Annotated in this window: 10 protein-coding genes; 3 read left to right on the forward strand and 7 right to left on the reverse strand. The window is 70.9% G+C overall.

All coding sequences use genetic code 11. The features are described from left to right. The first annotated feature begins 326 nt into the window (after positions 1-326). Positions 327-929 carry a hypothetical protein gene (locus ACFYZB_RS20385; protein WP_388760326.1) on the forward strand — a complete coding sequence of 201 codons (603 nt, stop codon included), beginning with the start codon at positions 327-329 and terminating at the stop codon, positions 927-929. A 439-nt stretch (positions 930-1,368) separates the two neighbouring features. Here the strand turns inward: ACFYZB_RS20385 and ACFYZB_RS20390 are convergent, their stop codons facing one another. The 5 genes from ACFYZB_RS20390 to ACFYZB_RS20410 all read right to left on the reverse strand — a co-directional run bounded on the left by ACFYZB_RS20390 (position 1,369) and on the right by ACFYZB_RS20410 (position 6,948). Then, positions 1,369-1,599 (reverse strand): hypothetical protein, encoded by a 231-nt coding sequence (locus ACFYZB_RS20390; RefSeq protein WP_388760328.1) that lies wholly within the window; start codon positions 1,597-1,599, stop codon positions 1,369-1,371. A 511-nt stretch (positions 1,600-2,110) separates the two neighbouring features. Then, the gene (locus ACFYZB_RS20395; RefSeq protein WP_388760331.1) at positions 2,111-3,250 is read right to left on the reverse strand and encodes an XdhC family protein; all 1,140 of its coding nucleotides are present in this window, start codon (positions 3,248-3,250) and stop codon (positions 2,111-2,113) included. Then, positions 3,243-5,381, reverse strand: a complete 2,139-nt coding sequence (locus tag ACFYZB_RS20400; protein WP_388760333.1) for a xanthine dehydrogenase family protein molybdopterin-binding subunit — start codon at positions 5,379-5,381, stop codon at positions 3,243-3,245. Before ACFYZB_RS20400 ends, ACFYZB_RS20395 begins: the two co-directional genes overlap by 8 nt. Then, positions 5,378-6,370: an FAD binding domain-containing protein gene (locus ACFYZB_RS20405; protein WP_388760336.1), complete on the reverse strand. Its 993-nt coding sequence runs from the start codon at positions 6,368-6,370 to the stop codon at positions 5,378-5,380. Before ACFYZB_RS20405 ends, ACFYZB_RS20400 begins: the two co-directional genes overlap by 4 nt. Then, positions 6,367-6,948 (reverse strand): (2Fe-2S)-binding protein, encoded by a 582-nt coding sequence (locus ACFYZB_RS20410; protein ID WP_388760338.1) that lies wholly within the window; start codon positions 6,946-6,948, stop codon positions 6,367-6,369. The genes ACFYZB_RS20405 and ACFYZB_RS20410 overlap by 4 nt, the downstream gene beginning before the upstream one ends. Before the next feature lie 280 nt (positions 6,949-7,228). Here ACFYZB_RS20410 and ACFYZB_RS20415 point away from each other — a divergent pair, with 280 nt between their 5' ends. Beyond that, positions 7,229-7,798, forward strand: coding sequence for a TetR/AcrR family transcriptional regulator (locus tag ACFYZB_RS20415; RefSeq protein ID WP_388760341.1), 570 nt, complete (start codon positions 7,229-7,231; stop codon positions 7,796-7,798). Positions 7,799-7,976: 178 nt separating this feature from the next. Here ACFYZB_RS20415 and ACFYZB_RS20420 read toward each other — a convergent pair whose 3' ends face one another. Further along, positions 7,977-8,516: a GNAT family N-acetyltransferase gene (locus tag ACFYZB_RS20420; RefSeq protein WP_388760344.1), complete on the reverse strand. Its 540-nt coding sequence runs from the start codon at positions 8,514-8,516 to the stop codon at positions 7,977-7,979. A 984-nt stretch (positions 8,517-9,500) separates the two neighbouring features. On the opposite strand from ACFYZB_RS20420, the gene ACFYZB_RS20425 reads away from it, so the two are divergent. Continuing rightward, complete coding sequence (locus tag ACFYZB_RS20425) at positions 9,501-10,250, forward strand: hypothetical protein (RefSeq protein WP_388760346.1); 750 nt, start codon at positions 9,501-9,503, stop codon at positions 10,248-10,250. Positions 10,251-10,769: 519 nt separating this feature from the next. Here the strand turns inward: ACFYZB_RS20425 and ACFYZB_RS20430 are convergent. Continuing rightward, on the reverse strand, positions 10,770-11,417 hold the full coding sequence (locus ACFYZB_RS20430) for a carbonic anhydrase (RefSeq protein ID WP_388760348.1): 648 nt from the start codon (positions 11,415-11,417) through the stop codon (positions 10,770-10,772). Positions 11,418-11,706 lie beyond the last annotated feature (289 nt).

The following is an 11,706-nucleotide window of genomic DNA, read 5'->3' on the forward strand; positions in this document are numbered from 1 at the left end:
GTCTTCGGGCTGATCCACGACGAGCGCCCCGTGGCAGCGGGAGACACCGATCTCAAAGTACCGACGGCTGCTGTGGCGGCGAGGTATCCGCCCCATCATCGCTGAAACCTGCCGGCAGTCCGGCACGGTCCGGGGACCTTCCGCCAGGTCCGTGGCGCGTTCGGCGATCAGGGGGCGGATGACGCACGGATCGGGCGAACCGGCTGGACGCGAACGAAAATTGAGACTCCGCTGCGCAGCCCCATGACAATGCGCTCAGCGAGGCCGGCAGGGTGCTCCTGCCGCAGCCACCGACCACGACGACCGCCGCGAGGGAGGAGCCGAAGATGACGCGTGAGGCCCTGCCGCGGGATCGACAGATCACGGAGGACATCCCCATCTGGGCGGACCGGGAGTCCAATGGGCACCCCGAGCCGGAGAAGACCATCGGCAACACCATGTACTGGAACCCGAAGACCTGGGACACCTGGTACGACGGTTACAAAGCCGGTCAGCGGTGGCGCACGAACGTCGACCTCAGCGGAAACGCCGGGGATCTGATCTCGCTGTCCGAGGCAGCCCGCGTCCTGGGCATGGAACCGACCAGCATCACGAAGTACCTGGTGAGCCCGCCGAGGCACTGGCCGGCACCAGCCGAGGAGACGACGACGGCCAAGGGCTTCGTCAAACGAAAGTACCGGCGCGGCGACATCTGGACGTACGCCGAGCGCCGCGAGCGTGGAGGCGGCCGCCCCGCCGGCACGACCAGAACCGATCGCCGCTACCCGTACGACGGCGATCCCCGCCTGGACCACGCCCGCGCCGCAGTCAAGGCAAACCCCGGAACTCCTGCAGCCCAACTCGCCGGCCGGCTGGCCCGCAAGCACGGCGGCACCGCAGGTACCTGGTCCCACATCGTCCGCAGCGCGCGACAGCACCCCGAGGACTGACCCGAGGAGCTAGCACCGCCCCGCCGCCAGAGGTACTTCGGGTTCGGTGGGGCGTGTACACGCTGGGCACCGGCGGATGGTCGACGAGGCCGGCGCAGGGCTCCTCGACCAGCGGGCGCGGGGCGCTGCCGCGTGTCGTGTCCCAGGTCAGCGTCTGTCCGGAGATGGCAAGCCTGGTCGGTTCCGGGGCCTTCGGGCCCTGGGGGTTCGGGCCGTGCCCCCGGTAGTAGGCGACGAGCCGCTTGCCGTGGTCGTCGTGCGTGAACGGGATGGGACATGCGGATCCGGCCGGCCCGGCACGGGCTTGGTCGCCCGCGGTCAGGACCCCGTCGAGGGTGTCGCTCAAGTGCCTGGGGTCGGCGCCGTAGTAGGCGGTGATGCTCATCGAGCAGACGACCTTGCAGTCGTCGGTCTTCTGCTGGAAGAACCGGCCCGGTCCCTATCCCGGAACGCACACGTCGTGCACCACGACCAGGCCGAGCGACAGGGGCGTGCGGTCGGCGTACGCCCGCTCCACGCTCCGAAGCCGTTGCTCCGCCCGCTCCCGGGCCCGCACCGCCCGGCCGCTCTCCCCTGGCTTTCGCAGCTGCTTGTCGCTGACGGCACGGTAGGGGGTCGTGGAACAGGCCGAGACGGCGAACAGGACGACCACCGCCAACGGTCCCCACACGCTCTTCGAGCCAGCGGCACACCGCGCGCAGGCCTTCATGCTCGTCCGCCTCTGATCGGCAGGTGCCTCACCCATGGCGTCGGCCCGACCGTCACTGTCCACCAGGACGGCCGGGCCGAGCGTGAGTACCCGTACTCGTCGAGCCAGGCCGAGGATGCCTCGGACAGGCCGATGGCCATGCCGCTGAAGCCGATGTTCAGGCACGAGCCCTCGTCGGTGATCAGGGGCGGGTCCCATCAGGACGATCTTCGCGTTCTGCGCCCTGTTGCGGATCTCCTTCAGGACCCGTGTGATGTCCCGCCTTACGACCTGGTTATGAGGCCCGGAACGGCCGTCTCCAGCGGCTGTCCGAGGAACTGCTTGTCCCGGCCGTTGACGGTGTCGTCCGTGTCGTCGAACGTCTCGCCCTGGCAGCTGCCGTTTTCGACGGACAGCAGGCACTCCGGGACGATCCGGAAGAACCGTGAGTCGTTGCCGCCGATGGAGATGGTGACCAGGGTGTCGATGAAACCTATCCCCCCGTCGCACCGGCAGTCTGAAGGTCGCGGTGGATCGGTGTCCGGGAGCCGGTCAGCGGTACGCCGGTGCCGCCCCGCCTGGCGGCGACGATCTCCGCCGCGATCGACAGGGCGGTCTCCTCGGGCGTACGGGCACCGAGGTCGAGGCCGATCGGAGAGCGCAGTCTGGCCAGCTCTCGCGCGCTCACGCCTTCGGCCCGCAGACGCCGGTTGCGGTCCTCGTGTGTGCGGCGCGAGCCCATCGCGCCGACGAACGCCACCGGCATGCCGAGGGCCAGCTTGAGCAGGGGCACGTCGAACTTCGCGTCGTGGGTGAGGACGCACAGGACCGTGCGGGCGTCGGTCCCGGTACGCCGCAGGTAGCGGTGCGGCCAGTCCACGACGACCTCGTCGGCGTCTGGGAAGCGGGCCCGCGTGGCGAAGACCGGGCGGGCGTCGCACACGGTCACGTGGTAGCCGAGGAACTTGCCGGCCCGCGCCAGCGCCGAGGCGAAGTCCACCGCCCCGAAGACGATCATGCGCGGTGGCGGCACGTTCGACTCGACCAGCAGGGTGAGGCCGCCGGGGCAGTGCGACCCGTCCGCCGAGATCTCCACCGTGCCGGTACGGCCCGCCTCCAGCAGGGCGCGGGCCTCGGCCGCCGCCGTACGGTCCAGCTCCGGGTGGCCGCCGAGCGCGCCCTCGTGCGTGCCGTCGTGCCGCACCAGCAGGGCCCGGCCGAGGAGCTCGGCCGGGCCGCGGGCGACCCGGGCCAGGGCCGTCGGCCCGCCCTGGGCGGCGGCCGCCACGGCCGCCGCGAGGACCGGCCGGGCGGGCGCCTGGCCGGACACCGGCGTGACCAGCACCTCGATCGTGCCGCCGCAGGTCAGCCCGACGGCGAAGGCGTCCTCGTCGCTGTAGCCGAACCGTTCGAGGACGCTCTCCCCGGTGCGCAGCGCCTCCAGGCACAGTTCGTACACCGCGCCCTCGACGCAGCCGCCGGAAACCGAGCCGATGACGGTGCCCGCACCGTCCACGGCGAGGGCGGCGCCGGGACCGCGCGGTGCGCTGCCGCCGACGGCCACCACGGTGGCGACGGCGAACTCCCGGCCCTCCTCGATCCACCGGTCCAGTTCCTCGGCCAGGTCAAGCATCGAGCGCTCCCGCTGCCGCGGTCAGGACCCGGTCCGGCCGGATGGGCAGGGCCCGGTGGCGCACGCCGGTCGCGTGCCAGACCGCGTTGGCGACGGCGGCCGCGGCGCCCACGATGCCGACCTCGCCGATGCCCTTGATGCCGACCGGGTCGTTCGGGTCGGTGTCCTCGATCCAGTCGGCCTCGACGTGCGGGACGTCGGCGTGGGTGGCCACGTGGTAGCCCGCGAGATCGGCGCCGACGTGGCCGCCCGAGGCGCGGTCCCGTACGGCCTCCTCGTGCAGCGCCATGGAGATGCCCCAGATCATGCCGCCCACGAGCTGGCTGCGCGCGGTGAGCGGGTTGACGATCCGGCCCGCCGCGAAGATGCCGAGCATGCGCCGGACGCGCACCTCGCCGGTGGTGACGTCCACGGCGACCTCGGCGAACTGGGCGCCGAAGGAGTGCCGTTCGGCGGGCGCGAGCGAGCCGATGGCCTCGGTGGTGTCCGACCGCACCGTGATGCCGTCCGGGGGGATGTCGGCGCCCAGGCCCAGCCTGTCGCGCAGTTCCTCGGCCGCGGCCGCGACCGCCCAGGACCACGAGCGGGTGCCCATGGAACCTCCGGCGATCATCGCCGGTCCGAAGTCGCTGTCACCGATGCGGACGTGGACCCGCTCCGGGGGCACGCCCAGCGCGTCGGCGGCGACCAGGGTGAGCGCGGTACGGGCGCCGGTGCCGATGTCGGCCGCGGCGATCCGCACGGTGAAGCCGCCGTCCGGGTGCGCGGTCACGGTCGCCGTGGAGGGCGCCGCGCCCGCGGGGAAGGACGCCGCCGCGGTGCCGGTGCCCAGCAGCCAGCGGCCGTCCCGGCGCAGGCCGGGGCGCGGATCCCGGTCCGCCCAGCCGAACCTGCGGGCGCCCTCCCGGAAGCAGGCGGCCACATTGCGGCCGGCGAACGGCAGGCCGGACACCGGCCCCCGGTCGGGATCGTTGCGCAGCCGCAGCTCGACCGGGTCGATGCCGCCCTTCTCGGCGAGTTCGTCGAGCGCCGCCTCCAGCGCGAAGGAGCCCGGCGCCTCACCCGGGGCCCGCATGAACGTCGGGGTGGGCACGTCGAGCCGGACCACGCGGTTGGCCGTGTGGTGGGCGTCGGCGTCGTACATCACCCGTGCCACCCCGGCGCTCGGCTCGACGAACTCGTGCACGGTGGAGGTGAGGCTGAGGGAACTGTGCTCCAGCGCGCGCAACCGCCCCTCGGTGTCGGCGCCGAGCCTGACCCGCTGCGTGGTGGGGCTTCGGTAGCCGGCCAGTGAAAACATCTGACGGCGGGTCAAGACGACGCGCACGGGGCGCTGCAGGACCGTCGCGGCCATCACGGCGGCCACCTGGTGGGCCCGTACGCCCTTGCTGCCGAAGCCGCCGCCGACGTGCTCGGAGCGCACCCGCACCGAGGCCGGGTCGAGCGAGAAGAGGTTGGCCAGCTCGCCGATGACCCAGGTGGCGCCCTGGTTGGAGTCGACCACTTCGAGCCGGCCGCCGTCCCAGTGGGCGGTCACCGCATGCGGTTCCATCGGGTTGTGGTGCTCTTCGGGGGTGCGGTACTCGGCGTCCACGACGACGGCCGACGCGGCCAGTTCGGCGTCGAGGTCCCCCTTCTCCGTCACCGCGGGCATGTGCCCGTCCACCGGGTAGGCGCCCGGGTGGTCCGCGGTGAAGTCGATGTCGTGGGGCTCCTGTTCATAGTGCACCACGAGCGTCTCGGCGGCCTCCCTGGCCTGCTCGGACGTCTCGGCCACGACCAGCGCCACCGGCCAGCCCAGGTGCGGCACCCGGTCGTGCTGGAAGACGGCGCAGGTCGGGTCCGGCTTCATGCCCATCAGGCCGGTGTAGTCGGTGTTCACGCGCAGGGCGTTGCGGTGGTCCAGGACGGCGAGGACGCCCGGCATGGCGAGGACGGGGTCGCTGTCGATGGCGCGGATGCGGCCGCGGGCGACCGTGGAGAGCACCAGCCAGCCGTGGGCAAGGTTCGCGAAGGGGATCTCGCCCGCGTAACGGGCCACGCCGGTGACCTTGTCCCTGCCCTCCACGCGGGTGTGGGCGGTGCCGACGGAGGGCGCCTGCGTGTGTGTCGCGGTGGTGACGGTGGTCATCGGGCGGCCTCCTCTGCGAGTTCGGTGAGCTCGGCGACGACGAGGTTGCGCATGAGGGTCACCTTGTATCCGTTCTGGGGCAGTGGCCGTGCCGCCGCCAGTTCGGCGTCCGCCGCGGCGGCGTAGGTCCCGGCGTCGGCCGGCGCGCCGATCAGGACACGTTCGGCGGAGAGGGCCCGCCAGGGTCGGGAGGCGACGGCGCCGAAGGCCAGGCGCGCGTCGCGTACGACGCCGTCCCGCACGTCGAGCGCGGCGGCGAGCGAGCCGATGGCGAAGGCGTACGAGGCGCGCTCGCGCACCTTGCGGTAGCGGGAGTCGGCGGCGACCGGGAGGGGCGGCAGGACGACGCCGGTGATCAGAGCGCCCGGCGGCAGGGCGGTCTCACGGTGCGGGGTGTCGCCGACCGGCAGGTAGAAGTCCGCCAGGGGCACCTCGCCCGGCCCGTCTGCGGTCTCGAAGTGGACGACGGCGTCGAAGGCGGCGAGCGCGACGGCCATGTCGGACGGGTGTACGGCGACGCAGTGGTCCGAGGCGCCCAGGATCGCGTGGTTGCGGTGCTCCCCCTCGATGGCCGGGCAACCGTTGCCCGGGACGCGCTTGTTGCAGGGCTTGGTGACGTCGGTGAAGTAGCCGCAGCGGGTGCGCTGGAGCAGGTTCCCGCCGACCGTGGCCATGTTGCGCAGCTGTCCGGAGGCGCCGGCCAGCACCGCCTGGGCCAGCGCCGGGTAGCGGCGGCGGACCTCGGGGTGGGCGGCCAGGTCGCCGTTGGTGACGGTGGCGCCGATGCGCAGGCCGCCCTCCGGCGTCGACTCGATCTGATCCAGCGGGAGTTCGCGGATGTCGACGAGCCGGGCGGGGCGTTCGACGCCGGCCTTCATGAGGTCGACGAGGTTGGTGCCGCCCCCGAGGAAGCGGGTGTCAGGATCGGCGCCGAGCAGCGCGACGGCGCCGGCGACGTCGGACGCCCGCCGATAGTCGAACTCCCTCATGCCACGGCCTCCTTCGGTTCCGTCCCGAGGCCCGCGCGCCCGGCGTCCGGCTGCGCCTCGGCCGCCCGGGCCACCGCCTCGACGATCGAGACGTACGCGCTGCACCGGCACAGGTTGCCGCTCATGCGCTCGCGGATCTCTTCGGCGGTCAGCGGCGGTGGTCCGGCCTCGGGCCGGATGTCGTCGGTGACGGCGCTCGGCCAGCCCGCGGCGTGCTCCTGGATCACTCCGATCGCCGAGCAGATCTGTCCCGGAGTGCAGTAGCCGCATTGGAAACCGTCCAGCTCGAGGAACGCCTGCTGCACGGGATGCAGCTGATCGCCCGAGGCGACGCCTTCGATGGTGGTGATCTCCCGGCCCTCGGCCGCCACGGCCAGTTGCAGGCAGGACACGGCCCGGCGGCCGTCCAGCAGGACCGTGCAGGCGCCGCACTGTCCCTGGTCACAGCCCTTCTTCGAGCCGGTCAGCGCGAGTCGCTCGCGCAGTGCGTCGAGCAGGGTGGTGCGGTGGTCGACGGGCAGTGTGTACTTCTCGCCGTTGATGTTCAGGGTGATGACACTGGACGTCGATGAGGCCATGAGCAGCTTCTTTCGCATTTCCAGGGCAGATGGGGCGTTTCAGCAACCGGGGTACGGGGCGGGTGCGCAGGGTGTGTGGTGCGCACCGTGCCGCAGGGGTGGGGCGGCGGTGCATGGTGCTGGAACCGAAGTGGACCGCGGACTGCCGCAGGGACGCGTCCGCAGCTATCGTGGGCGACAACCGGACAGCTGTCCGGTCACTGGAAAAACGTAACGGACAGCTGTCCGCTTAGCAAGGGCGAGGTTCGGCCACGACCCTCAGAGAGGACGAGTGCCGCAGATGAAGGACGGACCCCGGCGCTCGGACGCCCAGCGCAACCGCGAACGCATCCTGGAGGTGGCACTCGCCGAGTTGTCCCGCTGCGCGGACACGCCGCTGAGCGCGATCGCCAAGAAGGCCGGCGTCGGTCAGGGCACCTTCTACCGCAACTTCCCCAACCGCGAGGCGCTCGTCCTGGAGATCTACCGGCATGAGATGCAACAGGTCGCCGACAGTGCCGCCCACCTGCTCCGGACCCGGCCGCCCGCGCAGGCCCTGCGCGCCTGGATGGACCGGCTTTCGGAGTTCGCGATGACAAAGGCCGGCCTGGCCGACGCGATCCGGCAGGTCACCAGCGCCCCGGGCAGTCCGGCGAAGCCGGCCCCCACGCCGGTGATCGACGCGGCGGAACTGCTGCTCCGCGCCAACGAGCAAGCCGGCACCGTCCGATCCGGCGTCACCGGGGACGATTTCCTCCTCGCCATCGCGGGCCTGTGGCAGCTCGACCCCCGCGACGACTGGCAGCCCCGCGCCACCAGGCTCCTCGACCTCGTCATGGACGGCCTGCGCACGGGGGCGCCCGGCCGATGAGCACCGCACCGCCGGCCACCGGCGGGCACGATCGCCGGGACCGTGATCGCGTCCACGACCGCCTGCAGCCCAAGTGGCACCATATGCACGAGTTCCAACAGCTCACGAGTTCCGGCAGCGCTGGACTCCGTCCTGGGCAGTACAGCCGAGTTGCCGATGCGCGCTGTCGAGCACGAGCTCAATCAGAGGGCAGGACCGGGGACCGCATGCCCAGCCACTGCTCGGCGTCCCAGGCCTGGAACCGCTCTACCTCGGTGAACCCCAGCTTCGCCGCGAGACGCATCGAGCCGACGTTGGCGGTCTGGGTGGTGAGCACCACCGGCTCGCCGGGCAGGACGCCGTCGAACCAGTCGAGCGCCGCCGCGCACGCCTCGGCGGCGTACCCGAATCCCCACACCTGCGGCAGGAACAGGTAGCCGAGATCGGCCTTCCCCACGGCAGCCGGGCGACGGTGCTCCGTTGCTCTCCTGAGCAGGATCTGGCCGATCATCACCCCGTCGAGATCAACGACGAAACTCCCGGGCCGCCGCCCGGGCACCTCGGGCATCTCACGCTCAAGCTCGTCACGCGGCCGGGGACCGCCGAGATAGGTGTGCACCTCCGGCGAAGCGTACAGCTCGATGAACGCAGCACGGTCCCGCGCCTCGGGCTCGCGCAGCACGAGCCTCTTGGTCCTGATAGGGACAGGTGGCCAGGCGACGGATCCAAGCTCAGTCATGCCGGCCAGCCAATCAGCAGGCTCGGCAGCGATCAAGACTCGCAGACCGATCCAGCCACCGGCCCCGGTCCCACCCTCACCAACGGGGCCGAGCCCTACAACCACGCCTGCCAGGACGAGATGCCTCCCGTCCTCGTGAACACCGGCCTCGGCAGTGGAGGGCCGCCTCCCGGAGTGCCGTACACCTCGAGAAACTGCCGCAGGTCATCAGCCACTCCCTCGAGCTCGGGTTCGTCCGACGACGCCGATCGCGTCCTGTAGATCACTCCGCCGGGGCTGGTGACACAGGAGAGGCCGGCGCCGTTCGAGCCGATGACGAGGCCACCCGCCTTCTCGTCCGCGCCGACATCGACAGCACCGTACTCCTTGCCGCGAACACAGCCCAGACGGAGGTCGGATGTCGGCGGCAGGGACTGATGTCCGTGCTCGCCGTCGACAGGAGAGCTGTGAACACGCACGTGCAGTGGTCGGAAGTGGGGAACGCGTCATCGCATGGGAGGAGGCCGAGCATCGAGCCGTGGCCGTGGGCCGTCTCGATACCCATCCCCACTTCCCGTCGATTTCTGGTTCCTGGAACGCGGGCGGGGCGCGATTCCCATCAGCGACAACGGATGCGGGATGACCAACCGGCTCATCCTCGTCGGCCCGCACCGCGGGGAACGCCGCGACCGGGACTGCGCGGTCGACCCGCCCTTCGAGCGAAAGGGCAGTTTGATGATCAAGGGCTGGTGACACGGTTCTTACCGGCGCCCCTGGGGCCCCGTGGGTTCCGGGAAAGCGAAGCTCCGTCAGCGTGAATTCACGTGTCGATCGGCGTGCTTCAGGTTGGCGCGTCCGGGGGTTCAGGTGAACGGGTGCAGATCCCCCGGGGGAACTGCACCCATTCTCGATCTTCACTGCGTGAGAGGTGTCGACGCCTCTCTGACGGACCCCATAGGATGCGGCGTTCCATGCAACCGCGATCAAGCAAGGAGGGGGCGCGGGATGCTACTGACGTGTCGGAAGTGTCGGCAGCGTGAAGTTGCTTTTGACGGCGTCAAAGGGCTGTGTCCGGTCTGTCAGCAGGAGAGCGACTCGTCGAAGCCGCCTCAGCGTCGCGGGCGCAACGACAAGGCGGCGTTGCTGATCCAGTCCAAGGTGAGTCCCGGGCGGGTTTCGATGACGGGCCCGCTGGTCACGGTACTGGCTGCAGCCGCAGTGGCCGTCGTCAGCGAGGCCGTGCGATTCTCCGCCGAGCGCACGCGGGCCCACCAATGGGCCTTGGTCGCCGCCGGCAACGGCTATGACCAGCAGGCTTTGCACAGCGCACTCCAAACGATCAACACCACGAGCATGTTGCGCTTCGTAGTCTTCGTGGCCGTTCTGTACGCCTACCAGCGGTGGGTGCGCGCCGGCCACGCGAACGCCATGTCGCGCACCGACATCGGGCTGGGATGGATCAGGGCCCTGCCAGGCGGCCGCGGAGTCGTCTGGACCTACGGCGCGTGGCTCCTGTCGGTCTTCGCCGCCTTCTACGTCTCATTCGTGACCAACTCCAACCTCCGAACGCCCGGCCACTACGAGACCATGGCGAACGTCGACGCCCTCTACAGCCTGGTCCGAATAGCCCTGGCCGTCCTACTGAGCGTGTTCGTCGTGCAGTTGACCCTTGGGCTGAACAAGCTGCTGGCCACGCCGCAGTCGATGGACGTGACCGACCAGCCCATCGAGCTGCAGACCATCGGCGAAGAGTAACGCGCCACGCCTGGCCACAGCGCCGGCGTAGCGCGATCTGCGATGTTCCAGTTATTCCTGAAGGTGCAGTGCCTCTGGGGGGATGTGCCTGCGGCCGCGCTTCCTCCAGCGCGGCCGCGGCCTCCGTGGCGGTCATTCAGGTGGCGCCCCGAGCGCCGGCCGGCGTTCGCCCAGTCGACAGGGCGGCGGGGCGCGGCCGCGCCGGGCACGGGACGCACACACGGCGGCCGGATCGGGGATGCACAGGGCGGGACGCGATGCCGGTGCCGGCCCGACTGAGGGGGGGTGGCGGGAGTACGGCCTGGTCAAGGAGTTCCACGACCGGCTGCTAGGCCGAGGGCCGCGAGGCAGAGCCGACCGCGGCGGTCATCGACTCGCAGTCGGTCGAGGGCGCCGCGCCGCCTCGGTGCCCGCCGCCACGCGCGGCTATGACAGCGGCAAGAAGCTCACGTGAATGTCTGCGCGGCGACAGCGCCCTTCCAGTCGACTGTCGGCCACTTGCCGTCTCGTACGACCGGTTCAGTAAGGGGCGCCTGCCAGGACCTCGACCTTGCCGGTGTCGAGCGAGTAGTAGGCGCCCACCACGGCAAGGGCGCCCTTTCCCACCAGCGGGGCGAGGTCCTGGTTGGAGCGCAGATCGGTGGCGGTCAACTTGACCTGGGCACGGGCCATGGTCTCGACCGGGTCGGCGCCGCCTTCCTTCACTGCCTGCTTGTATGCCGGTTGCAGGGCCTTGACGATCGCCTGCAGATTGCCGGGCAGCGGCTTGCCGTGACGAAGGGACTCGTACGCCGCTTTGACGGCGCCGCAGCGCTGATGCCCAAGGACCACGATGAGCGGAGTACCACTGGTCAAGGGCCCGTACTCGACGGAACCAGTGACCACCGGGCCGACCGTCTCCCCGCCCGTGCGCATCACGTAAAGATCACCCAGTCCGGTATCGAAGAGGAGTTCAGGCGGAACGCGTGAGTCGATGCACGAGAGGATCGACCCGAAAGGCTCCTGCTCCTGGGCCACGAGCTGACGCCGGTCCGGATCTCGGTCGGGATGCTGAAGAGCTCCGCTCACCCAGCGCTTGTTGCCCTCCATCAGCCTCGCGAATGCCGTGGCAGGCGTGGTCGGCCGCGTCGTCGGCGACGCGCTGAGCGCCGCTGGGGCGGCCTTCATCGATGAGCATCCCGCGAGAGCGAGGGTGCCGCAGGCAAGCAGTGCTCTACGCCCCATGCGTCCTGCTTGTTCCATCGACCGTTCCCCTCGACGCCGCTCAGATCCGTCCATCTCTCTTGACCAGGGCGATTGTTCCGCGTGGTGTGGGTGCCCTGGCGGGAGGCGCAAGCGTGCGCGGGCATATTGCTGCAGACGGCCCACAGAGCAGCTCACGCGGCAGAGTGAGCGTCTGAGCCGAACCTCGCCCCGCCCGGCCGCAGTGACACGGCCAGGTGCTGTCCCTTCTCGG

Origin of the sequence: Streptomyces sp. NPDC001852, assembly GCF_042891825.1 — a bacterium.
Lineage (GTDB): Bacteria > Actinomycetota > Actinomycetes > Streptomycetales > Streptomycetaceae > Streptomyces.